24 protein-coding genes, 2 tRNA genes and 1 pseudogene are annotated in these 23,586 nt (G+C 52.3%); 20 read left to right on the top strand and 7 right to left on the bottom strand.

Going from position 1 to position 23,586, the window contains the following annotated elements; all coding sequences use genetic code 11:
• The 3 genes and pseudogenes from HP566_RS09320 to HP566_RS09310 all read left to right on the top strand — a co-directional run.
• A pseudogene (locus tag HP566_RS09320) lies at positions 1–188 on the top strand (IS3 family transposase); the annotation flags it as partial.
• 787 nt (positions 189–975) lie between these two features.
• Positions 976–1,052 (top strand) — tRNA-Val (locus HP566_RS09315).
• Between the two features lie 19 nt (positions 1,053–1,071).
• A tRNA-Val gene (locus tag HP566_RS09310) sits at positions 1,072–1,148 on the top strand.
• An 84-nt stretch (positions 1,149–1,232) separates the two neighbouring features.
• Here HP566_RS09310 and HP566_RS09305 read toward each other — a convergent pair.
• The 4 genes from HP566_RS09305 to HP566_RS09290 all read right to left on the bottom strand — a co-directional run bounded on the left by HP566_RS09305 (position 1,233) and on the right by HP566_RS09290 (position 4,358).
• Positions 1,233–1,703, bottom strand: coding sequence for a GAF domain-containing protein (locus HP566_RS09305; protein ID WP_249976982.1), 471 nt, complete (start codon positions 1,701–1,703; stop codon positions 1,233–1,235).
• 81 nt (positions 1,704–1,784) lie between these two features.
• Positions 1,785–2,576 (bottom strand): MetQ/NlpA family ABC transporter substrate-binding protein, encoded by a 792-nt coding sequence (locus tag HP566_RS09300; protein WP_249976981.1) that lies wholly within the window; start codon positions 2,574–2,576, stop codon positions 1,785–1,787.
• Positions 2,577–2,680: 104 nt separating this feature from the next.
• On the bottom strand, positions 2,681–3,334 hold the full coding sequence (locus tag HP566_RS09295) for a methionine ABC transporter permease (protein WP_249976980.1): 654 nt from the start codon (positions 3,332–3,334) through the stop codon (positions 2,681–2,683).
• Positions 3,315–4,358: a methionine ABC transporter ATP-binding protein gene (locus tag HP566_RS09290; RefSeq protein WP_249976979.1), complete on the bottom strand. Its 1,044-nt coding sequence runs from the start codon at positions 4,356–4,358 to the stop codon at positions 3,315–3,317. Before HP566_RS09290 ends, HP566_RS09295 begins: the two co-directional genes overlap by 20 nt.
• A gap of 466 nt (positions 4,359–4,824) precedes the next feature.
• Between HP566_RS09290 and HP566_RS09285 the strand changes: the two genes are divergently transcribed.
• The 10 genes from HP566_RS09285 to moaE all read left to right on the top strand — a co-directional run bounded on the left by HP566_RS09285 (position 4,825) and on the right by moaE (position 12,635).
• On the top strand, positions 4,825–5,451 hold the full coding sequence (locus HP566_RS09285) for a riboflavin synthase subunit alpha (RefSeq protein WP_249976978.1): 627 nt from the start codon (positions 4,825–4,827) through the stop codon (positions 5,449–5,451).
• Between the two features lie 197 nt (positions 5,452–5,648).
• Positions 5,649–6,947 carry an NCS2 family permease gene (locus tag HP566_RS09280; protein ID WP_249976977.1) on the top strand — a complete coding sequence of 433 codons (1,299 nt, stop codon included), beginning with the start codon at positions 5,649–5,651 and terminating at the stop codon, positions 6,945–6,947.
• Between the two features lie 30 nt (positions 6,948–6,977).
• A complete protein-coding gene (locus HP566_RS09275) occupies positions 6,978–7,523 on the top strand; it encodes an adenine phosphoribosyltransferase (RefSeq protein ID WP_249976976.1) in 546 nt (181 codons plus the stop codon).
• An 8-nt stretch (positions 7,524–7,531) separates the two neighbouring features.
• Positions 7,532–8,011, top strand: a complete 480-nt coding sequence (gpt, locus tag HP566_RS09270) for a xanthine phosphoribosyltransferase (protein WP_249976975.1) — start codon at positions 7,532–7,534, stop codon at positions 8,009–8,011.
• Positions 8,012–8,013: 2 nt separating this feature from the next.
• The gene (gene ung, locus HP566_RS09265; RefSeq protein WP_249976974.1) at positions 8,014–8,697 is read left to right on the top strand and encodes a uracil-DNA glycosylase; all 684 of its coding nucleotides are present in this window, start codon (positions 8,014–8,016) and stop codon (positions 8,695–8,697) included.
• Between the two features lie 99 nt (positions 8,698–8,796).
• A complete protein-coding gene (gene upp, locus HP566_RS09260) occupies positions 8,797–9,426 on the top strand; it encodes a uracil phosphoribosyltransferase (protein WP_249976973.1) in 630 nt (209 codons plus the stop codon).
• Between the two features lie 91 nt (positions 9,427–9,517).
• Positions 9,518–10,747, top strand: coding sequence for a uracil-xanthine permease family protein (locus HP566_RS09255; protein WP_249976972.1), 1,230 nt, complete (start codon positions 9,518–9,520; stop codon positions 10,745–10,747).
• Positions 10,748–10,782: 35 nt separating this feature from the next.
• The gene (gene mobB / locus HP566_RS09250) at positions 10,783–11,337 is read left to right on the top strand and encodes a molybdopterin-guanine dinucleotide biosynthesis protein B (protein WP_249976971.1); all 555 of its coding nucleotides are present in this window, start codon (positions 10,783–10,785) and stop codon (positions 11,335–11,337) included.
• Positions 11,338–11,349: 12 nt separating this feature from the next.
• Positions 11,350–12,141 (top strand): cyclic pyranopterin monophosphate synthase MoaC, encoded by a 792-nt coding sequence (moaC, locus tag HP566_RS09245; protein ID WP_249976970.1) that lies wholly within the window; start codon positions 11,350–11,352, stop codon positions 12,139–12,141.
• 8 nt (positions 12,142–12,149) lie between these two features.
• Positions 12,150–12,635: a molybdopterin synthase catalytic subunit MoaE gene (gene moaE, locus HP566_RS09240; RefSeq protein ID WP_249976969.1), complete on the top strand. Its 486-nt coding sequence runs from the start codon at positions 12,150–12,152 to the stop codon at positions 12,633–12,635.
• Here moaE and HP566_RS09235 read toward each other — a convergent pair.
• Positions 12,632–14,236, bottom strand: coding sequence for a ribonuclease J (locus HP566_RS09235; protein WP_249976986.1), 1,605 nt, complete (start codon positions 14,234–14,236; stop codon positions 12,632–12,634). The two genes, moaE and HP566_RS09235, sit on opposite strands and share 4 nt — an antisense overlap.
• A 276-nt stretch (positions 14,237–14,512) precedes the next feature.
• On the opposite strand from HP566_RS09235, the gene purU reads away from it, so the two are divergent.
• Positions 14,513–15,367, top strand: coding sequence for a formyltetrahydrofolate deformylase (gene purU / locus HP566_RS09230; protein ID WP_249976968.1), 855 nt, complete (start codon positions 14,513–14,515; stop codon positions 15,365–15,367).
• Positions 15,368–15,395: 28 nt separating this feature from the next.
• Entirely contained in the window at positions 15,396–16,067 is a 672-nt protein-coding gene (locus tag HP566_RS09225) for an energy-coupling factor ABC transporter permease (protein ID WP_249976967.1), read from the top strand.
• A 17-nt stretch (positions 16,068–16,084) separates the two neighbouring features.
• Here HP566_RS09225 and lexA read toward each other — a convergent pair whose 3' ends face one another.
• On the bottom strand, positions 16,085–16,768 hold the full coding sequence (gene lexA, locus HP566_RS09220) for a transcriptional repressor LexA (RefSeq protein WP_249976966.1): 684 nt from the start codon (positions 16,766–16,768) through the stop codon (positions 16,085–16,087).
• A gap of 275 nt (positions 16,769–17,043) precedes the next feature.
• Here lexA and HP566_RS09215 point away from each other — a divergent pair, with 275 nt between their 5' ends.
• From HP566_RS09215 to HP566_RS09200, 4 genes are read left to right on the top strand one after another with little or no spacing between them, the layout of a single operon-like run.
• On the top strand, positions 17,044–17,721 hold the full coding sequence (locus HP566_RS09215; RefSeq protein ID WP_249976965.1) for a TetR/AcrR family transcriptional regulator: 678 nt from the start codon (positions 17,044–17,046) through the stop codon (positions 17,719–17,721).
• Positions 17,699–18,262, top strand: a complete 564-nt coding sequence (locus tag HP566_RS09210; protein ID WP_249976964.1) for a L,D-transpeptidase — start codon at positions 17,699–17,701, stop codon at positions 18,260–18,262. Before HP566_RS09215 ends, HP566_RS09210 begins: the two co-directional genes overlap by 23 nt.
• Before the next feature lie 39 nt (positions 18,263–18,301).
• Positions 18,302–19,312: a beta-N-acetylhexosaminidase gene (gene nagZ, locus HP566_RS09205; protein WP_249976963.1), complete on the top strand. Its 1,011-nt coding sequence runs from the start codon at positions 18,302–18,304 to the stop codon at positions 19,310–19,312.
• 50 nt (positions 19,313–19,362) lie between these two features.
• A complete protein-coding gene (locus tag HP566_RS09200; RefSeq protein WP_249976962.1) occupies positions 19,363–19,941 on the top strand; it encodes a hypoxanthine-guanine phosphoribosyltransferase in 579 nt (192 codons plus the stop codon).
• A gap of 28 nt (positions 19,942–19,969) precedes the next feature.
• Here HP566_RS09200 and ppsR read toward each other — a convergent pair whose 3' ends face one another.
• The gene (ppsR, locus tag HP566_RS09195) at positions 19,970–20,803 is read right to left on the bottom strand and encodes a posphoenolpyruvate synthetase regulatory kinase/phosphorylase PpsR (protein WP_249976961.1); all 834 of its coding nucleotides are present in this window, start codon (positions 20,801–20,803) and stop codon (positions 19,970–19,972) included.
• A gap of 253 nt (positions 20,804–21,056) precedes the next feature.
• Between ppsR and ppsA the strand changes: the two genes are divergently transcribed.
• Complete coding sequence (gene ppsA / locus HP566_RS09190; protein WP_249976960.1) at positions 21,057–23,441, top strand: phosphoenolpyruvate synthase; 2,385 nt, start codon at positions 21,057–21,059, stop codon at positions 23,439–23,441.
• The last annotated feature ends 145 nt before the right edge of the window (positions 23,442–23,586 follow it).

Here is a 23,586-nt window from a genome sequence, read left to right as displayed (position 1 = left end):
CGCCAGCTGACCGGCATCGTGGTGTTGATCGAAAACGCCTTGAACGTCGTAAAGCGGTTTATGAAAGCGCTAAGCGTCGATATCCGAAACGCTGGTCGGGAAGCACCCGAAACTGGGAGGTCACTGGCTCAGTGTCGCTTAACCCAGGGAAAGTGCAGGAAATCGAGCGTAATAAAAAGGCTGCTTAAGAGCAGTCATTTGGACAACTGGGTTGAAAATCACCGCTATACCGCGCCATGGATATGACGCGCTCAGGTTTGGATAAGCTAATGCGGCGCGTCCGCCAATCCAGGCAGGTGGTAATTTCGGGCCGGAAGGGTTTGCCTATCCGTGGGTCAATGACTTCGGCATCAAACTTATGGCCATCGGCCACCCATACATCGTTGGGTAGCCGGTGGTCACTGGTCAGGCGGTTAAAGGACTTGAGTGCTTTAAGCTCTTGAGGGCTGCGGCGCCCACGTTCCCGCGCTTCTAGCCACAGGCACACCTGGTGTATAGAAGGGTGTGGCGTTCATTAGCGCTAATAAGAAATATAGTGAGGTGCTGGTGCCCCAGGCGCAACTGCACGAGCTGGAGATTATCGGGCGCGCTGTATGGGCGGCGGGGTGGTTGTGAAGCAGTGCCAATTCATGCGCAAAAAACGCCGTTTCTGATAGGAAACTGCGTTTTTCTATTTGTGGGGTCTTTGGCACAGTTAGCGCCTGATTTTCCGGCGAGCTATACTAGGCTGGTTCGCGTAACTAGCTGAGTTTGTTTCCCTTAATCCCGCCGTTTCATCCCAGGTTATTGGGTTTCATTGGATTTCTTCCCACATGGGGCCGCTGTGCCATATATCCTGCTAACTCACACCTAATCAAGTGAGTATCGACCTTAACCTATTTAGCGCACTTTTATGGTGGTGGATTGCTTGCGGTGAACTGAAAAACAGCTTGCAATTCAGCTATGAAAACGTAGAATACGCATCCGTTGCACAGTAGGACCATAGCTCAGTTGGTTAGAGCGCCACGTTGACATCGTGGAGGTCGGCGGTTCAAATCCGCCTGGTCCTACCATATTTATGCAGCTTTTTTTAGGACCATAGCTCAGTTGGTTAGAGCGCCACGTTGACATCGTGGAGGTCGGCGGTTCAAATCCGCCTGGTCCTACCAGGAATTCCCAATAAGCGCTCCGTGCAATGCACGGAGCGCTTGTGTTTATGAAGCATGAAAAAGGTTACTTGTGAAGTGACAGGGTTAGAACAGTAGTAAATCAGTTTGGCGAATAAAGGTGGCTACCAGGGTTTCAATACCCGCCTGATCTTCTTGGCTGAAACGGGTGTGGGCGGGGCTATCCAGGTCGAGCACTCCCCATAAATAGCTGTCTACTACAATAGGCACCACAAGCTCGGAGCGCGAGTGAGCATCGCAGGCAATGTGGTCGGCAACAGCGTGGACGTCATCAATACGCTGTGTGGCCTGTTGCCGTGCGGCGGCACCACATATCCCTTTGCTAAAAGGAATGGGGTGGCAAGCAGGTTTGCCTTGAAAGGGGCCCAGGCTCAGGATATTGGGTTGGCGCTGAAGGTAGAAGCCTACCCAGTTTAGCTCATCAAGAGCATGCTGAATGAATGCACAAGTTTGAGCGCTATTGGTAAGCCAATCCCGGGTGTCCAATAGGGCTTCAAGTTGACGGTTAAGCAGCGCGTAGTCCACCGTAGCTGGCATACTCATTCCTTGTTGGTCCAAAAGATCAGGCCAGCCTAATGGCTGGCCTGAGGCTGTTTTAGGCGCGCAACGCGGAGGTGGTTACTCAACCCAGCCCGGTACTGCAGCACCTTTGAACAACTCTTCTGCTTTTTCAATCACTTCATCGCGCTGGTAGGCATCTACCAGTTGACGGATCTCCTCGCGATCTTCATCGCCGCCACGTACTGCAATCAGGTTAACGTAGGGAGATTCAGGGCCCTCTTTAATTAGAGCGTCGTCCAGGCTTAAGCCAGCTGGCTGGGCAAAGGTGTTATTAATGAACGCCATATCGACATCGGGGAGTACGCGTGGCAACTGGGCGGCTTCAATTTCACGGAAACGGAAATTACGCGGGTTGTCAGCAATATCGATAGGGGTTGCTTCCAGGTTACTGGGATCATTCAGTGTGATCAGCCCCTGGTTGTGCATGAGAATCAGCGCGCGACCTTCATTGGAAGGGTCATTGGGCAGCGCAATCTGTGCGCCATCGGGCAAGTCGTCAATACTGTCGTACTTTTCTGAGTAAGCTCCGATCGGGTAAACGAAAGTATATCCTGCAATGGCAAGATCGTAGCCACGATCATTTACCATTGCCTGTAGGTAGGGCTCATGCTGGTAGGCATTGGCATCCAGGCTGCCATCGGCCAGCGCTGCGTTAGGCGTAACGTAATCAGTAAACTCAATGATCTCGACCTCCAGATCATACTCTTCTTTAGCAATGCGGGCAGCCACTTCCATTACTTCTGTTTCTGGCCCTGCCACGGTGCCCATTTTGATGGTGCGCGTTTCTGCGTTGGCAACGTTAATGGCCAGCGCGAGGGCAGTGAGACTGCTGATAATGAGTTTTTGCATAGCGTTTCTCCTGTGGCGTTGTTTGTTGCTTTCTTAATGATGCGGTAATAAAAAAAAGATGTCTAATGCGTTTTTGTAATAAGTGAGCAAGAGCTCTGCTATTGTTACTTGCGATCCGTTTTGCGCACCAGATAGTCGCCCAGGCTTTGAAAACCCTGCACCATCACGACCAAAATAATAACGGTAATCAACATAATGGTTGGATTGAAGCGGTTATAGCCATAGCGAATACCGAGGTCTCCCAATCCTCCACCGCCAACGGCGCCAGCCATGGCGGAGTAGCTGACAAGCGTCACCAGGGTGATCGTTAATCCTGTGATAATACCGCCTCGTGCTTCGGGGATAAGCACTTTGCAGATGATTTGCCATGGTGTGGCCCCCATGGATTGTGCGGACTCAATAAGCCCGGGCGATATTTCGTTTAACGCACCTTCAATTAAGCGTGCAACGAAGGGGATGGCTGCAATAGTCAGCGGTACAGAGGCGGCATTAATGCCGATAGACGTACCCACCAGCATCCGGGTGAAAGGGATGATGGCTACCATCAGAATTATAAAGGGGATGGAGCGTCCAATGTTGGTGATGATGCCCAGTGTTTGGTTGAGCACAGGCATCGCTAAAATCTGGCGAGGCCGTGTGACATAGAGCATGACACCCAAAGGTATACCTAACAGCGTGGAAATGACCCCTGAAATGGCCACCATATAAAGGGTGTCCAGCGTGGCCTGTAAAATAAGGTCAAACATTGCGCTGGACATGGCCTAGTACCTCCACCTGTAATTGATGCGCTTCTAAGTAAGAGATAGCCTGCTGGGTTTGCGCCGGGGTGCCTAGTAGCTCGGCAATCATCAGGCCCAGTGTACGCTCCTGGATAGATTCGACTTTTGCCTGCAGGATACTGACATCAACACTGCACTCGCGGGCCAGTCGAGAAATAAGCGGAGTCGAAACGGTATCTCCTGAGAAGGTTAGTCGCACGACAGGATGCGTGTCTTCGCCGGAGGTTTCGCTTAGGCGTTCTATCAACTCTTTGGGTGGGCTGAGTTGCAAAAAATCATTGAGAAACTCACGGCCCAGTTGCGTGCGTGGCGCGGTGAAGAAATCACCGACTTCTGCATCTTCGACCAGCTTGCCAGCTGAAATTAAGCTGACCCGGTGGCAGATGGACTTTACGACCTCCATTTCATGGGTAATCAGCAAGATGGTAATGTCAAGCTGCTGATTGATGTCCCGTAGCAGTTCAAGGATAGAGCCGGTGGTCTGAGGGTCCAGGGCAGAAGTGGCTTCATCGCACAGTAGGACATTGGGTTTACTGGCCAATGCTCGGGCGATGGCGACACGCTGTTTTTGTCCGCCAGAAAGCTGGGCAGGGTACTGCTTCGCTTTATCGGCCAGACCAACCATTTCCAACAGCGGCAGTACACGGTTTTTAATGGCACGACGCTTCTCTCCCATTAACTCTAAGGGAAGGGCGACATTGTCAAAAACGGTGCGTGTGGTTAGCAAATTGAAGTGTTGAAAAATCATGCCAATGCGATGACGAGCCTGGTTGAGTTCGGCGCGGCTTAGGCGCGTCATTTCCTGGCCATCAACCACCACGCTGCCGCTGGTCGGGCGTTCCAGTAGGTTAACACAGCGAATAAGGGTCGATTTGCCTGCGCCGGAAAGGCCGATAACCCCATGGATGGTGCCTCTGGGGACCGTTAAATTGACTTCTTTTAAGGCATAGACGGCGTTATTGCCGCTGCCATAAGTTTTACTGATGTTGCTAAGCTCAATCATAGCGTCTGCCTTAAATCGTAGGCCGAAGACGGAGTGCGAGGGGGCAAGCGTAGAGCGGGAAATAAAAAAAGGCCACCCTTACGGGTGGCCATCAACGCTGGACACACCCTTTTAGCTGCACTTCACCACGCCAAGGGCTTGGTGGACGCCCGCAATCTGGGTACAAATCGGCGTCATTACACTTGCGGCAAAAGTCTAAAGAGAGGTAGGTCGCTTGTCAATCAGAGCCGTTCAAAATCATGCTTTTCGGCGGTTAAATGGTTTTATTTTCTTTTTTTAAGCTGGTTTTTGGATTATCACTTCGTTGGTGGGAGGGTGGTGAGATATTTGGTAGTAAAAAGCATTGTTTGTGCAGGTTTGGATGGGAAGCCCCATCTGCACAAGGTTAGCGCATTAGTAGTAAGCTTGCGCAAATCCCCCACGTATTAATAACTCGCCTTGGTGTTACGAGGTTAGGAGCAGCGTTATGTTTACCGGTATTGTTCAGGGTACTGCAAAAGTAGTGGAAGTTCATGAGCTTGAGCAGTTTCGTACTCATGTGGTCGCGTTGTCAGCTGAGTTGCGTGAAGGGTTGGCAATAGGTGCATCAGTGGCGCATAACGGTGTCTGCCTGACGGTAACGGCGATCAACGGCGAACGTGTTAGTTTTGACCTGATGCGTGAAACGCTTAGGCTGACCAATCTTGGTGCAATTGTGCCGGGTCAGTGCGTCAATATAGAGCGTGCAGCGCGCTTTGGTGACGAGATTGGTGGTCACTCCATGTCTGGCCATATTATTTGTATGGCTGAAGTGGTGGATGTCGAAGAGGCGCCCAATAATCGCCGACTTTGGTTTGCATTGCCAGAGAAGGTTGGCCGATTTGTTTTTGAGAAAGGGTATATCGGTGTTGATGGCATCAGTTTGACCGTTGGTGATGTTCGCCCCGGTGCCGATGGGCACAGCTTTGAGTTCAGTGTTAATTTAATTCCTGAAACGCTGTTACGCACGATATTAAAAGAGCGTGTAGTGGGGGATCAGGTCAATATTGAGATTGATCCGCAAACCCAGGTCATCGTAGAAACAGTGGAGCGAGTCTTGGCGGGCCGTCAATAAGCCTTTATTTGCTTTTTGTTTGACCGATCGGTTAGTGCATGGCCCGAAGATTGCTAGCCTTAAGTAAGGCGGGAGTATTCCCGCTTCAAGCAGCTGCATAAGGGGTGCTCGCATCGCGAAGTACCTTTAGGTAGTATGTGCGGCTTTTCTCGCATCAAGGGACGCATTCAGCGTTAGCGCGAAGGATAAAAAACGACATGAAATTTCTGGACAACTACTTCAAGCTCGCCGAGCAGAAGACAAATGTTAAGACCGAGGTGATCGCCGGTATCACCACGTTCCTTACCATGGCTTATATCATTTTCGTTAACCCAAGCATTCTGTCTGAAGCGGGAATGGACTACGGAGCGGTATTTGTTGCCACCTGTCTTGCCGCTGCGATTGGCTGCTTTGTCATGGGTCTATGGGCTAACTACCCCATTGCCCAGGCGCCGGGCATGGGCCTTAATGCCTTTTTTACCTATGGGGTAGTCTTGGGGATGGGCTACAGCTGGGAAGCGGCTTTAGGGGCGGTGTTCTTCTCAGGCTTTGCATTCTTCCTGCTAAGTATTTTTAAAATCCGCGAGTGGATTATTAATTCAATACCGCTCTCCTTGCGGTTGGGTATTGCCGCTGGTATTGGCCTGTTTCTGGCAATGATTGCGCTTAAGAATTCAGGCATTGTGGTCGCTAACCCTGCCACCTTCGTCGCACTGGGCGACCTTTCCCAACCGGCGCCACTCTATGCGTTACTTGGCTTCTTTGTAATTACTGCACTGGCGTACCTGCGGGTGGTCGGTGCCGTGATGATTGGCATTCTGGGGGTTACCGTACTGGCGATGGTGTTTGGTCATAATCAATATGGTGGCATCATGTCCATGCCGCCCTCGATTGCTCCAACCTTTATGGCAATGGACTTGATGGGCGCACTTGACGTAGCCATGCTGAGCGTCATCTTCGCATTTCTGTTTGTTGACCTGTTTGATACATCAGGCACCCTGGTAGGTGTTGCCCACCGGGGCAAATTGTTGGATGCGGATGGTAAGTTGCCCCGTATTGGCCGTGCCATGATGGCCGACAGTACGGCGTCAATGGCGGGTGCTGCATTGGGTACATCAACCACGACCAGCTATATTGAATCAACGGCAGGGATTGCTTCTGGTGGTCGTACAGGCCTGACGGCTGTTGTTGTGGGGGCGCTGTTCTTGATCAGCCTGTTTTTTGCTCCACTGGCTGGTTCTATCCCTGCCTACGCCACGGCGGGTGCGCTACTTTACGTGGCGGTGCTTATGGCGGGCAGTCTGGCCCACGCTAATTGGGAAGACCCCACGGATGCAGCACCAGTGCTTATTGCTGCACTGGCTATGCCGTTAACCTTTTCCATTGCAGAAGGTATTGCTCTTGGGTTTATCAGCTATGTGGCGATTAAGACTCTGTCAGGTCGGTTCAGCGATCTGAATCCAGCGGTTGTCATCCTGGCTTTACTGTTTGCAGTGAAATTTCTATTCCTGGGTTAATGCCCATTTTTCTAATCAATGAGAGACGCGATGAGCATCTACGGCGATTATATTAAGTCCGTGATTCGCACGGTTCCAGACTGGCCAGAGCAGGGAGTCAATTTTCGTGATATTACTCCGCTGCTGCAAAACAGCGCTGCCTTTCGTAAGCTGATCGATAGCTTTGTGCATCGCTACCAGGAAATGAACCTAGATTCCATCGCGTCAATAGACGCCCGTGGCTTTATTATCGGGGCGCCGTTAGCCTACGAGCTGGGTTGTAGCTTTGTGCCCGTTCGCAAGAAGGGCAAACTGCCTTTTAAGACCATCAGTGAAACGTACACTCTTGAGTATGGTCATTCTGAGGTGGAGCTTCACGCCGATGCATTTCACGATAGAGACCGTATCCTGTTAATGGATGATTTGATTGCCACCGGTGGCACCATGCTGGCCGCTGCCAATCTGATTCAACGCTGCGGTGGTCATGTGGTGGAGACGGCAACGATTATTGATTTGCCCGAGTTGGGTGGTTCCCAGAAAATTCGCGATGCTGGTTTTGGCGTATTCGCGGTATGTTCATTTACTGAAGACGAGTAACGCCTCCTATGAGCAGTGAACGCTATCATCAACATTTCACGGTTTCCTGGGACCAGTTGCATCGTGACGTGCGTCAGCTTTGCCACCAGCTTATCGAACGGAATTTTAAGGGAATCGTTGCCATCACCCGTGGTGGCCTTATTCCCGCTGCCCTAATAGCCCGTGAACTTAACGTGCGCCTGATAGACACCGTCTGTATCAAGAGTTATGACCATATGGATCAGGGCGGCCTCGATATTATGAAAGGTGTTGATCATGATGGCGATGGTTGGTTGCTGGTTGATGATCTTGTCGATACTGGCAAAACCGCTCGAGCAGTACGTGAAATGTTGCCGAAAGCACATTTTGTAACGATCTATGCCAAGCCAGAGGGGCGGCCTTTGGTAGATCAGTACTTAACCGAAGTGGCTCAGCAGTGCTGGATCCAGTTCCCCTGGGATATGGGTGTTGCCTATGTTGAACCTCTTGCAGATCAAATGAAAAAGTAACTATGGCTAACCCATTACCTAGCGACTGGAGTCAGTGGCTCGGGCAAGAGTTTCAGGCTGACTATATGCAGGCGCTGAAACACTTTTTAGCCCAGGAAAAAGCATCCAGAAAGATCATTTACCCTCATTCGTCGAACTGGTTTCGTGCGTTTGAGTTGACGCCGCTGGAGGATGTGAAAGTCGTTATTTTGGGGCAGGATCCTTACCATGGGCCAAACCAGGCCCATGGCTTGTGTTTCTCTGTACAGCCCGGTGTTCAAGTACCCCCATCGCTGGTTAATATTTATAAGGAACTGGCCAGTGATGTCAGCTTTACGCCCGTTCGCCACGGCTTTCTGGAGCACTGGGCCAAGCAGGGCGTTCTGTTACTGAATACCGTGTTGACCGTGGAACGGGGCAATGCGGCTTCCCATCGCGGTAAAGGGTGGGAGCATTTCACTGACCGTGCGATTGAGACCGTCAGCCAGCATGCTTCTGCCTGTGTGTTCTTATTATGGGGTAGCCATGCGCGCCAAAAGAAATCCCTGATTGATCAACGACGTCATTTAGTGCTTGAGTCGCCTCATCCTTCACCGCTCTCGGCACATCGTGGCTTTTTTGGTAATCACCATTTTTCCCGTGCGAACCAGTTTCTGCTTGAGCAAGGGCGGTCGCCGATTGAGTGGCAATTGCCGGAAATCCCTTAACCTGATGGTTAGTTGCGGGTAGAATGGCGCGCAATTTTGTAAGCCTGCCAAAATGCGACCCAGGTGGTCATCCTGAATCCCCAGCAGTGAGGAAGTCCCATGAGTGTCTATGCCATAAACCATCCGCTTGTTCAACATAAGCTGGGATTGATGCGCGAAGCTGATTTAAGTACCAAGAGCTTTCGTGAGCTGGCAGGTGAGGTGGCTAAGCTGTTGACCTATGAGGCAACTAAAGGTCTTGAGCTTGAGGATCATGAGATTCATGGCTGGAATGGTGAGCCTATTGCCACGCGGCGACTGAAAGGCAAGAAGGTGACAGTGGTACCTATTTTACGCGCCGGGCTGGGTATGCTGGAAGGAGTAACTGATCTTATTCCCAGCGCCCGGGTTAGCGTTGTAGGGCTTTACCGGAATGAAGAAACGCTACAGCCAGTACCGTATTTTGCCAAGTTCGCAAACGATATTGAAGAACGCATGGCGATTGTGATTGACCCGATGCTGGCAACGGGCGGCTCAATGGTGGCCACGCTGGATATGTTGCGTGAACGTGGTTGTGAGCATATGAAAGTGATTGTGTTGGTGGCCGCGCCAGAAGGAATCAAACGGGTGCAGGATGCCTACCCCGACATTGAGATCTATACCGCGTCGGTGGATGAACGACTCGATGAAAATGGCTATATCGTCCCTGGGTTGGGAGATGCTGGCGATAAGATTTTTGGAACGCGTTAAGCGCTCCATTCAGCATTGCCCCTTGCGCTAAGCGCTGGGGGCATTTTTTTGGCCTGTCACTATTTATAGCTAAACAATGGGAAGCCTGTAGATGAGTAACGCTGTTAATCATGAGCCGTGGCCCAAGACCTTATTGACCGGAGCGCAAATGTTATTCGTTGCCTTTGGTGCGCTGGTGTTAGTGCCTCTGTTAACCGGTTTGGATCCCAGTGTGGCTCTATTCACAGCAGGGGTGGGGACACTCGTTTTTCATGGTGTTACCAAGCAAACTGTACCCGTGTTTCTTGCCTCGTCCTTTGCCTTCATTGCGCCTATACAAGGCTCTATCGCCAGTTTTGGTGTGTCGGCGACCATGGGAGGCTTGATGGCAGCCGGGCTCGTTTACGTGGCCATTTCACAGGCAGTCCGCTTACGGGGAACGGCGTGGTTGCATCGCTTGTTGCCCCCCGTGGTGGTCGGGCCGGTCATTATGGTGATTGGCTTGGCGTTGGCACCTGTTGCGGTCAGCATGGCCACTGGTGAAACGAGCGATAATATTGGCTATGGTCAAGCCATTTTCTTATCAATGGTGAGCCTTTTGGTCACTCTTGTGCTCGCAGTATTTGGGCGTGGATTATTGCGCTTGGTGCCTATTATCGGGGGGATTGCAACAGGTTATATAATGGCATTGGCAATGGGCGTGGTGGATTTTACACCGGTACATGAGGCTGCCTGGTTGGCGCTACCGGCCTTTACAGCCCCCAGTTTTCACTGGGCTGCCATACTCTTTATGATTCCTGTCGCTATTGCGCCGGCGGTAGAGCACATAGGGGATATGGTGGCGATTGGTTCGGTAACGCGTAAAAATTATCTGGAAAAACCGGGTTTACACCGCACATTACTGGGTGATGGACTGGCGACGACAATGGCGGCATTATTCGGTGGGCCCCCGAATACCACTTATTCTGAGGTAACTGGCGCGGTCACGCTGACTAAAGCATTTAATCCCAAATATATGGTTGTTGCGGCCATACTTGCCATTGTTCTGGCATTTGTAGGTAAGCTGGGGGCGCTTCTGCAGACCATCCCGGGGCCGGTAATGGGCGGTATCATGACCCTTCTTTTTGGCTCTATTGCCGTAGTAGGTATGAATACGTTGGTGCGTGCAGGCCAGTCGCTGACTGCAGCGCGTAATCTGGTCGTCGTTTCATTAATTTTAGTGTTTGGTATTGGCGGCATGCAGTTCGGTGGAGGGCAATTTACCCTGCAGGGAGTTAGTTTGGCAGCCCTGGTTGGCATTGTATTAAATTGGTTGCTGCCTACTGAAAAAGAGGGCGAGTAGCCCTTGTGAAATGCTCAAAGGATAGTGGGGCCGCAATGAAAAGTGCATTGGATGATAGCCCGTTTCCTGTGTTGGGGATCGCCGCCTGGAGCGGTACAGGTAAAACCACGCTACTCACTCAGGTGATTCCCCAGCTTCGAGAGGCTGGGTTAAACGTTGGTGTCATCAAGCATGCCCACCACAGCTTTGATGTGGACCAGCCCGGTAAGGATAGCTATAGGTTGCGCCATGCCGGGGCGGCGCCGATGCTGGTAGCCTCTCACCAGCGTTTTGCATTAATGCAGGAAACGCCTGGGCAGGAGGAACCGGATTTAGTGCATCTGTTATCTCTCATGGCCCCTTATCGGCCAGACCTGGTTATTATTGAAGGGTTTAAGGAGTGGCCAATCCCTAAGCTGGTACTCTACCGGGAGGGTATTGGTGAGGTTTCGATTTTTAGTGGTGAATGGGTGCGGGCAGTGGCTTGTAGCGGCCCTCAACCTGATCTATTAGACGCCTCAACGGAACGTCTGGAGCTTGATAACATCGAAGCAATCACCCAGTGGATACTTGCTTGGGTGAAGGCCCACACGTGCACCGCGAATTCTTAAAAAGGTAATGATATGCAGCTGACTCACCTCAATACCCACGGCGAAGCCAACATGGTGGATGTCGGAGATAAGCGTGAAACGCGCCGTGAAGCAGTCGCCTCTGGACGCATTATGATGCAGCCAGAAACGCTGCAATTATTGAGTGATGGGGCACTGCCCAAAGGGGATGTATTGGCGACGGCACGCATTGCCGGAATACAGGCTGCCAAGCGTACTCATGAGCTGATTCCGTTGTGTCATGCGCTGGCGCTGTCAAAAGTTGCCATCGACTTTGAAGTGGACCATGTTGAGGGCTGCATTAAAGTGTCCGCGCTATGTAAACTGAACGGGCGCACAGGTGTTGAAATGGAAGCACTGACCGCCGTCTCGGTCGCTTGTTTGACGCTGTACGATATGTGCAAGGCCGTTGATAAGGAGATGCGTATTGAGGCCGTGCAGCTTGAAAGCAAACGTGGTGGGGTGCGGGGTGACTACCAGCGCGAACCTGCACCTATCGTGACAGGGGAAGGCTCAGCAGGAGAGGTCAGTCTTGGGGTGCGATGCGTCTCTCCCTGTGTCCGCGTAAAGTTTTTGGCCGAGCTGCGCGAACGGGTAGGACAGAGTGATGTTGCCATTAATCTTGATCAGCTGCCAAGTAGAGATGTGGCCGGGCTCAAAGCGGCACTGGCTCAGCTCGATACACGCTTTGGGGTGCTTTCAGACCAACGCACGTTGTGTGCCATTAATCAGGTCATGGCAAACGATACCTCACGTGTCACCGATGAAGACGAAGTGGCTTTCTTTCCACCTGTCACAGGGGGGTGATCGGCGATATGACAGCGAATATCTGCGTAAAAGTGCAGTCTGAAGCCTTTGCGATGGATGATGGTTATGAAAATACTCTTCACCAGCGTACGGATGTCGGGGCGGTAGTAAGCTTTACAGGGCTAGTCCGGGACTTTAATGAAACACCTGAAGTAATCGGGTTGACGCTGGAACACTACCCGGGAATGACTGAGCGCACACTGATGCAAATTGGCGAGCAGGCATGGCAACGCTGGTCGCTGCAAGCGGTACGGATTATCCACCGTGTGGGCTATCTAGGGCCGGGAGACCCTATCGTTCGCGTGCTGGTGGCAAGTGCCCATCGCCGGGATGCCTTTAACGCTTGTGACTTTATTATGGATTATTTAAAAACACAGGCTCCCTTTTGGAAAAAAGAGCATTCACACCAGGGGGCCTACTGGGTCAAGGAACGGCATCCTGATCAACAGGATGCTGCTCGCTGGGAATCGCTGGTCGATGGCCCTTCCCACTAGAAACTACGACTGTTCAGTTCCTCCGCAGAAGGCATTTCAGCCGCCATTATCTGCAAATGTACATCGGGCATATGCTGGCAATGTTCTGCCAGCCAATGAATAAGTCGGGGTTGAAGCGCCTGTCGTAAGTCTGCCAGGGTATCCGCCGCAATTTCCGCGAGTTGTTCATCAAGCCACTCACTAAAATTCTCCTCATCCAGAGGGCTGGCTCCGTTAGAGTCAAGCATTAGGCGTCCAATACGCCACCAGCCAGTGTCACTGGCAGTGACGGGTAGCGCCAGAAAAAGGCTGCCACGACGTCCGTTGGACGAAGGTGTATCCAGCCCAGGGTGGGGGACAACACTGTTTTGATCCACAATGCAGGGAGGCTGAGGGTAGCGCATTTCGCAGCGCAATCCATCCTGGTCTAATACCACCATATCGCCATTTACCGGTGCCAGAGGGGCCTGGATGCCCAGCGATGAGGCAATCTCTCGATGCGCCTCCTGATGGCGTGATTCGCCATGGACCGGTAATAAGGATTTCGGTCGTACCCACTGATAGAGTTTTTTAAGCTCCTCTTGGGCAGGGTGGCCAGTGGCGTGTAGCTCAGGATGATTGGTTTCATCGAAGAGGGTAACGCCAAGTTGAGAGAGGCGCTTTTTGAGCTGCTCGATAGGGCGTTCATTGCCGGGGATCGCTTTGGCAGAAAAAATCACGCTGTCGCCTGGTTCCAGGTCTATAAAGGGGTGTCTCCCCTGGGCCAGGCGCTGCAAGGCGGCACGAGGCTCTCCCTGGCTTCCGGTGGCAATCACAACCACTTCTTGAGGCGGCAGATAGCCCAGGTCATGAGGGGGCACCAACGGGGGAAAATCGTCCAGGTAGCCCAGCCCTTTTGCCACGCTTACCATTCTCTCCATTGAGCGGCCCATTAAACTGACCCGGCGGCCACACCGTTGCGCTGCCAAACCAATCGCGAGTACCCGTGCCAGATTGCTGGCAAAGCAGGAAACCACAACACGGCCCGAGCAGGCTTCCAATGTTCTGACCAGTGCTCTTGCCACATCCCCTTCGCTTCCTGAGTGACCCGGCATAGGGGCGTTGGTAGAGTCGCCCACCAGTAAGTCAACCGGTGCTAACGCACGGAACTGTGTAGCATTCACTGGGGTGCCAATCAGTGGCTCTGGGTCCAGTTTCCAGTCGCCGCTATGCAGTACCCGGTAGTCTCCCGCCATCATCATAATGGCACAGCTTTCGGGGATAGAGTGGGTAAGCAATAAGTAGCGCAGTGTGAAAGGGCCATGCTGCATAGCATCGCCCGGCTCGATAGTGTGAATGGCCGAGCCGCTAAGCTGATGCTCAGCAAATTTCAGACGGAGCAAAGCGGCGGCAAGTGGCGTGGCGTAAATGGGGCAGTTCCATTTGGGCCACAGCCAGGCCACAGCGCCAATATGATCCTCATGTCCATGGGTAATGAAGAGCGCTTGAGGTTTGATACCTAGCGTTTCGAGGGTACCCGTATTGGGCACCTGTAACGGTGCATTGGGTAAGTCCTGGCGAATCATCATGCCACAATCGACGGCGACCCATTGATCGTCGTATCCATACAGCGTTAGATTCATTCCAATTTCACCGCATCCACCCAGCGGAAGCAGACGCAGTGGTGGGCGACGACGGGGACGAAGTTGAACGCGTGTTGGATGCATTAGTCATGAAAAGCCTAAAAAGTAAGGCCTTAACTATACGGGAAGGCGGGGGCGGCTAACAATCACCGGGGCAACTCATCCCCGATGATTACCCGTACGCCTTCCGGTACACTAGCGGGTCTGTTGCGTTACCCCCTGCACTGGCAAGGGGGGGAACAAGCGTGCCATTGAAATAGGTTAAGAGTGTCTACCATGTCGCATTACTATCGTTTAGTTGTTTCCTGCCCGGATCAAGTGGGTATCGTGGCGCGTGTGTCCAGTTTTATTGCTCAGCAGGGCGGTTCGATCACCGAAGCCAGCCAGCATTCCGACCTGGAGACGGGCCGGTTTTTTATGCGTTACGAAATTTTAGCGGACTCCCTGGGAATGTCTGCTGAAGCATTGCGGGCGGCTTTTGAACCTGTTGCAGAAGAATTTCAAATGCAATGGTCGCTCATGGATACCCAAAAGAGACGCCGCGTGGTGTTGATGGTGTCACGGGAATCCCATTGTCTGGTGGATTTACTGTATCGCTGGCAGGCAGGTGAACTTGACTGCGATATCGTGGGGGTCATTTCCAATCATGAGGATATGCGTTCACTTGCTGAATGGTATGGTATCCCTTATCACCACGTACCGGTCGATCCAGACAATAAGCAGGTCTCCTTCGAAAAAGTTCAGGCGCAGATTGATAGCGCCCGTGCTGACTGCATTGTACTGGCTCGTTATATGCAGATATTGCCACCTGCCTTATGCGAGCGTTATGCGGGACGTGTTATTAATATACACCACAGCTTTTTGCCTTCCTTCGCTGGCGCCAAACCATACCATCAGGCATACGAGCGTGGGGTGAAGTTAATCGGTGCAACCTGTCATTACGTGACTGAAGAGCTGGATGCCGGGCCTATTATTGAGCAGGATATCCATCGTGTGAGCCATTGCCATACGCCTACTGACCTGGTGCGATTCGGTCGCGATGTTGAAAAAGCAGTGCTGGCAAGGGGCTTGCGCTGGCATCTTGAAGACCGTGTCCTGGTCCACGGCAACAAGACCGTTGTATTCAGTTAACCATTTCTAGAACCCTCAGGGGGCTGCCATGTCATTTGCGCAAAGTGTTCTTGCACCTTGGGCGCTGGTGCTTACCTGGCTGGTATCACTAGGCGTGATTGTGTGGGTGATATGGCTACGCCCCTGGCAAATGCTTGTTAATGATGTGGCGCTTCAGCATCGCTGGTTGGCCGCGACACTGGCTGTTGTGTTGATGTGGCAGTTACGTGCCCAGGCAGTGGATTGGCTGACCTTGCATCTTGTGTTTACCGTATTAATGGCACTGGTATTTAAAGCACCTCTGGCGCTGATGAGCAATGTCATGATCAATGTCGCCATGGTGCTTATTGGACGTAATAATTGGGCTTTGCTAGGTGCCAATATCGTTGTCACAGGTATTGTGCCTGCAGTGGTTATTGGCATCGTATGGCGGGTGGTGGATCGGCGTCTGCCGGATAACCTGATGGTGTTTTTGTTCGTCTGTGGCTTTTTTGGTGCTGCGTTAGCGACATTGGGAGGCGGGTTAACGGCAGTTCTATTAATCGTCACGGCGGGCACTGACCCTGAAGCGATCTATTTGGCCCAGGAATATGCCCGCTTCCTTCCGTTATTGATGCCATCTGAGGCGTTTATTACCGGTATGCTATTAAGTATCCTGCTGGTGTATCACCCTAATTGGGTGGCCACGTTCAATGACCACCGCTATATCGATTCCCAATAGAGGGGGAGCAAGGCATGTTAGCTTAATGCCTGCCCATTGCCACCGCGAATAACCCCAACGCCTACCCCTTCGATGTCCAACTGCTGAGTGCGCAGATCAATCTCGATGGGGGCAAAATCTGCGTTTTCGGCCAGTAGCGTCACTTGATGCCCCTGGCGCTTAAAGCGTTTGACAGTGACTTCATCTTCCAGTCGGGCAACCACGATCTGGCCATCACGCACTCGGTCTGTGCGGTGTACAGCGAGCAGGTCGCCTTCCAAAATGCCCACGTCTTTCATGGAAAGCCCGCGCACTCTGAGCAGGTAGTCTGCTTTGGGGGTGAAGTATTCCGCTGGCAGTGGGCAGTAACGATCAATATGTTCGGCTGCCAGAATAGGGCTTCCCGCTGCTACTTCACCAATCACCGGTAAGCCGTTGGGGAGTGTTTCCACAGCGGTAGCGGTGGAAAGGGGGAGTGAAGATGCCTCGCTGACCTCCTGAATATCCTGGTTAGGCAGACGAATGCCGCGTGAGGTATTGCGGATAATACGAATGGCCCCTTTCCGTTCCAGCGCCCGTAAATGCTCTTCGGCGGCATTGGGTGAGCGGAAACCAAGCGCTTTGGCGATTTCAGCGCGGGTGGGCGGGTAGCCAAATTCACCCATGGTTTTAACGATAAAGTCAAAGACGTGCTGCTGACGTGCTGTGAGTGGACGCGACATACCAAACTCCAAAATAAAGAAAAGACAGTAGCTACACGTGCCAGTTAATCAGTATGTGTTTAAGTATACAGTATGTTTCTCTGTCCAGTACATGGTTAGTCCAAATGTTGATGTTCTGCTATTCATTTTGCAATAAATTCTGTATGAGCGTTTGAATTGCTTAAAAATAGAGACTGTCGGCTCTCTATCAAACACATATTAAAGGATTGAGACTGATGGGGTTATGGCATAGTATTTTGCTCATGTTTTAAACACTTGTTTTCCTGGAGGGCGCTATGGCCCAGTCGGATACGGTAACGCGTATTTTAGATACCGCAGAGGTGCTATTTGCAGAACGTGGGTTTGCTGAAACCTCGCTGCGCAATATCACCAGCAAAGCGCGGGTTAATTTAGCGGCAGTGAATTACCACTTTGGTTCTAAAAAAGCCCTGATCCAGGCAGTGTTTGCCCGCTATCTAGACCCTTTCTCACAGCGCTTTCACACGGCGCTTGATGAGTTGGAGGCACGTTATGCAGGAGGAGTGATCCCGCTTGAAGTGCTATTGGAAACCATGGCGTCCACCGTGCTGGCGGTTCCTGCTGAGCGCAACAGCTTAAAAGTGTTTATGCGTCTGCTGGGGTTGGCGTACAGCCAGGCTCAAGGCCACTTGCGGCGCTATATTCAGCAGCAGTACGGCGATGTGTTTACCCGGTTTACCGAACTGGTTCGTCAGGCAACTCCCCACTTGCCGGATGCCGAGCGCTTTTGGCGGCTACACTTTATGCTAGGTACTGTGATCTTTACCTTGTCAGGTCTTGATGCCTTGCGTGATATTGCAGCCAAGGATTACAACGAGCAGGTGACAGTTAAGGATTTGGTAAGACGTTTGCGACCCGTAGTCGTCGCTGCCATGCACGCACCGCTGCCTCTCCTCCAGGAGGAAGGACATTATGCGAACGCCCACGCTAGCTGAGCTACCGCCGTCAGAGGGTAACTGGCTTGAGATTGATACACAGAAGCAGCAATTGCTCTGCTGGCAGGGGCGTTCACTGATACATGAGTGTCTGGTGTCTACCGGTGAGGCGGGGGTAGGCCAGCAGGAAGGGAGTGGCCAAACGCCACAGGGGTGGCACTACATTCGAGCAGCCATAGGTGATGGGCTGCCTGAAAATGCCGTGTTTCGTGGCAGACGCTGGACTAGTGAAGTGTTTTCAACAGACCTTGCCGCCGACTATCCAACTCGTGACTGGATATTGACACGTATTCTTTGGTTATGTGGCTTGGAAACAGGTAAAAATCGCGGTGGAAACGTTGATTCCCAGCGCCGCTATATATACATACATGGCACCCCGCCTGATCAGCCTATGGGTATGGCCGCTTCTCACGGCTGTATTCGTTTGCGCAATCATGATTTGCTTACGGTTTTTCAGTTTGCGTTACCCGGTACCCCGGTTTGGCTGCATGGAGGTGATGCCTATGTTGCCCCTGCCGGGAATTTTGACACGCCCTGTTGATCGACTAGAATTGTCGCCCCTTTTGTTGGATCCATCATAATGACTCAACCCATAGGCCCGGTCATGCTTGACCTTGAAGGGCCGCTGTTAACGAAAGCAGAAAAGCATCTGCTGATGGAACCCGCTGTTGGCGGTGTCATCCTGTTTGGACGTAACGTAGAGGACGCTTACCAAACGCGCCAGCTGTGTAGTGACATCCGCCGTGTTCGCGGTGATCTGCTGCTGGCTATCGACCAGGAAGGCGGGCGTGTTCAGCGTATCAAAGCAGGTGTAACCCGCGTCCCGCCGATGGCACGTATTGGTGAAGTCTTCGTGAGCGATCAGACGGCAGGCTTATCGCTGGCCAAAGAGGCCGGTTGGTTGTTAGGTATGGAAATGGCTGCCTGTGGGCTCGATATCAGTTTTGCTCCAGTGTTGGATGTAGAAAGCGGCATTTCCAGTGTTATTGGTGACCGTAGTTTCAGCAGTAACCCTGTACACGTTGCTTTGTTGGGGGAAATGTTTATCCAGGGCTTACACGAGGCAGGCATGGCCGCTGTTGGTAAACACTTCCCAGGCCATGGTGGTGTTGCAGCAGACTCCCACGTAGCTCTACCGGTGGATGAGCGTCCGCTTGAGCTTATTAAGCAGCATGACCTGTTGCCCTTTACCAGGCTGGCTACTCAGTTGGACGGCGTGATGCCTGCCCACGTTATTTACAGCGCCTTTGATGCACGGCCCGCCGGTTTTTCACCCAGTTGGCTGGGTATGCTAAGGGAGTCGCTGGGTTTTAAAGGCTGTATTTTTTCTGATGACTTGAGCATGGCAGGTGCCCACGAAGCGGGTGAACCAAAAGCACGTGCACAAGCGGCCTTAACAGCAGGTTGCAACATGCTACTGGTCTGTAACGACAGAGCTGCTGCACTGGAGGTGGTTGAGGCTTGCCAGGGCTTACAGAGCAAACGCCCCGCCAGATTGAGATATGGTCGCGCCAGGCCTGATGTGGATGCACTTTCCGCGCTGGGTAGATGGCGCCGTGCTCATGCCAGGTTAGAAGCACTGGCAAATTGATCCGCCTGTTTTTTAATGCCAGATATTCATGCTGTTTTTGGAGTAGCACAATGTCCAAACTGGATAAAGAGTCGCTGGAGTCACTGGACTCAATGCGCGAGTTGATGGATAACGCCGATTGCCTGATTTCCCAGGAACAGGTGGAGCGTGCCCTGGATCGCATGGCGGAGGAGATCACCAAGGATTTGGGCGATAAGCTACCGGTTTTTTACTGCGTGATGAACGGCGGATTGATCACCACCGGTCACCTGCTGACCCGTCTTGGCTTTCCTCTCGAAGTGGATTATCTGCATGCCACACGCTACCGCAACGAGCTGCGCGGCGGTGAGCTGTTCTGGCGTGTCTCCCCTGAGATCCCCATGGCTGGTCGCCATGTGGTCATCGTGGATGACATCCTTGATGAAGGGGCTACCCTGGCCGCTATTCTGGCTTATTGTGAGGAGGCTCAGGCCGCCAGTATTACTACTGCGGTGCTGGTTGATAAACAGCACGATAGAAAAGCGGTGCCTGGTTTGAAGGCTGATTATTGCAGCCTGGAAGTGGCCGATCGCTATGTGTTTGGTTTTGGCATGGATTACAAAGGCTACTGGAGGAATGCCCCTGGGATTTTTGCCCCCAAGGGCATGTAAATTCTTCTGGTTGGCTTGCTGACGGGGCTTAGCGCGGTGAAAAGCGCCTGGCTAAGCCTGTTTCAGCAATCATTCGCGTTGATATCTCTTCCACTGAAAAGCGTGTTGTATCAATAAACGGAATGTTCATTGAACGGTATAGCGACTCTGCCTGCTCCACTTCCTGTAGGCACTGATCCATCGAGCTGTAGCGACTGTTTGGGCGGCGCTCGTTGCGAATAGCTGCCAGTCGACGGGGGTCAATGGTCAAGCCGAATAGCTTATGGCGATGGGGTGCCAGCGCTTTGGGCAGTTTTAGACTGCCATCTTCATCAAGGTCATCTTCAGTTAGCGGGTAATTGGCTGCCCGAATGCCAAACTGCAAAGCGAGATAGAGTGAGGTGGGGGTTTTGCCACAGCGCGATACCCCCACTAAAATAATATCGGCCTTATCATACTGGTGGGTGCGCGCACCATCATCGTTATCCAGTGCAAAATGTACGGAGTGAATGCGATCCATATAGACATCATCACTGCCGATAGAGTGGGTTCTGCCCACGCTATAGGAGGAGTGCGTCTCAAGTTCCTGCTCCAGAGGCTCTAGAAACGTTGAAAAAATGTCCACTTTAAAGCCCGCCGCTTGACGAATCACATCGCGGATCTGTTGATCGACAATGGTGTCGATAATGATCGGGCGATGGCCATCACGGGCGGCGGTGGAATCAATAATCTCAACCAAGGCGTGTGCTTTTTCCAGTGTGTCGATATAGGGCTTGGTCAACATATTGATATCAACATCGCTGAACTGGGCCAACAGGCTGCGCCCAAGACTTTCAGCCGTGATGCCGGTGCCGTCGGAGATAAAAAAAGCTGTCCGCTTCATAACCAAATCCGCCAATGAGTGGAAAAATCTATTGTGAGTGGAGCTTAAGGTGAGCACAACGGTTGACTAACATTTCATTCTGCCCAGGGTGCGGTAACTACAGGAAACACCATTATTCCGCCTTTGTTGTAAAAATCCTCCACTCCCTTCGCTATTAGACCAATGGCGAATACCCCGCCACGATGCTAGGGTGACACGGTCAATGAGACCCGGCCTGTCGGGTCGCAAAGCTGTCTAAGAGCGAGGGGGTTGCGTGGAAGAGTACATTCTGTGGTTCGATCAGTTGGGCATGGCAGATGTCGAACGCGTGGGTGGTAAAAATGCCTCGCTTGGCGAAATGATCTCCAACTTGTCAGGTGTGGGTGTCACGGTACCCGGTGGTTTTGCCACCACCGCTTATGCATATCGTGAATTTCTCTCCCATGAAGGTCTTAACGACCGTATTAACGCCACCCTGGCACGCCTGGATGTAGATGACGTCAAGGCTCTGGCGGAGGCAGGTAGCATGATTCGGCAGTGGATCATTGATACACCTCTTCCTCCTGCGTTTGAAGATGCATTGCGCTCTGCCTACGAACAGTTGCAAAGCAAACACCCCAATTTGAAAGTGGCGGTACGCAGTTCGGCAACCGCAGAAGACTTACCTGATGCCTCCTTTGCTGGACAGCAGGAAACCTTCCTGAATATCGAAGGTTTTAACAATATCAAGCATGCGGTGCATGAAGTGTTCGCATCGCTCTTTAACGATCGTGCTATCTCGTACCGTGTACACCGTGGCTATGCCCACGAAAACGTCGCGCTGTCAGCAGGTGTACAAAAGATGGTGCGTTCAGAAACCGGTGCCTCTGGCGTCATGTTTACACTGGATACGGAGTCGGGTTATCGCGATGCCGTATTTGTGACTGCCTCCTGGGGGCTGGGCGAAACCGTCGTCCAGGGGGCGGTTAATCCAGATGAGTTTTATGTCCACAAGCCTACCCTGGCGGCAGGCCGTCCGGCCGTGTTGCGCCGCACGCTTGGCTCAAAATTGATCAAGATGATTTATGGCCAGGATGCGAGTGCAGGTAAGTCAGTGGAAACTGTGGATGTTCCGCTGCAAGCGCGTGGCCAGTTCTGTATTAATGATGAGCAGGTTATGGATCTGGCGCGTCAGGCGATGACCATAGAGCAGCATTACCAGCGACCGATGGATATTGAATGGGCGCTTGATGGTGATGATGGCAAGCTCTACATCGTTCAGGCGCGCCCCGAAACCGTAGTGTCCCAACAGGAAGGCGGTAAACTAGAGCGCTTCCACCTCCGTGAGAAGGGGCGGACGCTGATCACCGGACGGGCGATTGGCCAGCGCATTGGGCGGGGGGCAGTGAAAATTGTCATGAGTCCGGATGAAATGGATAAGGTACAAGAAGGTGATGTGCTGGTCACCGATATGACGGACCCGGACTGGGAGCCGATCATGAAGCGAGCCTCGGCTATTGTCACCAACCGTGGTGGTCGTACGTGTCATGCCGCTATTATTGCCCGTGAGTTGGGTATTCCTGCCGTGGTGGGGTGTGGTGATGCCACGACGCAACTTAAGGAAGGCGCTGATGTAACGGTTTCATGTGCCGAAGGGGATACCGGACACGTCTACGAAGGGCTGTTAGCGTTTGACTGCAAGGTATCCAGTGTTGATGCCATGCCGGAAATCCCCTTCAAGATCATGATGAACGTAGGTAACCCAGACCGTGCCTTTGGTTTTGCGGGTTTGCCCCATGCGGGGGTCGGTCTGGCCCGGCTTGAGTTCATCATCAACCGTATGATCGGTGTCCACCCGAAAGCACTGCTCGAATATGCAACATTGCCAGCGGATTTACAGCAGGTTATCGACCTGCGCACGGCTGGTTATGATGACCCTGTCAGTTTTTATGTCGACAAATTAGTGGAAGGCATTTCGACGCTGGCCGCCGCTTTTCATCCCCAGCGGGTTATTGTGCGCCTTTCCGACTTCAAATCGAACGAGTATGAAAACCTCATCGGCGGTAAGCTTTATGAACCCGGTGAAGAGAATCCCATGCTCGGTTTTCGTGGCGCTTCCCGCTATATCTCTGAGGCGTTCCGTCCCTGTTTTGAGCTGGAGTGTCGGGCGCTAAAGCGTGTGCGCGAGGAGATGGGTTTTGATAACGTCGAGATCATGGTGCCATTTGTGCGCACCACGGATGAGGCTCGTGAGGTCGTAGAGTTGCTTGCGGCTAACGGCCTGAAACGGGGGGGCGCTGAAGACCCCGCTGGGCTTAAAGTCATCATGATGTGTGAATTGCCTGCCAATGCACTCCTGGCAGATGAATTCCTGGAGTACTTTGACGGGTTCTCTATTGGCTCAAACGATTTAACGCAGCTGACGCTGGGGCTGGATCGGGATTCAGGCATTGTCGCGCACTTGTTTGATGAGCGGAATGCAGCGGTCAAAAAGCTGCTCGCGATGGCAATCAAAGCATGTAAAGACCAGAGTAAGTACGTCGGTATCTGTGGGCAAGGGCCTTCAGATCATCCGGATTTGGCCAAGTGGTTGATGGAGCAGGGTATTGATTCGGTATCTCTGAATCCCGATGCGGTACTTGAGACATGGTTTATGCTAGCGGGCGAAACAATTGCCTAATAAATATTAGTTTGCTAGTTAATTTGCGCCCGGCCATTGTGCCGGGCGCAGGCGTTTAATAGGCTACTCTGTTTGTAACGTGTCTAGCCGCTAATGCACTTGGTTGTGTAATGATCAGTGGGCTATTTTTTTAGGGGGAGTGCTC

Origin of the sequence: Vreelandella olivaria (assembly GCF_023507745.1) — a bacterium.
GTDB classification, from domain to species: Bacteria; Pseudomonadota; Gammaproteobacteria; order Pseudomonadales; family Halomonadaceae; genus Vreelandella; species Vreelandella olivaria_A.
The sequence above is the reverse complement of the archived record's forward strand: the minus strand, read 5'-3'. Positions and strand labels throughout refer to the sequence as shown.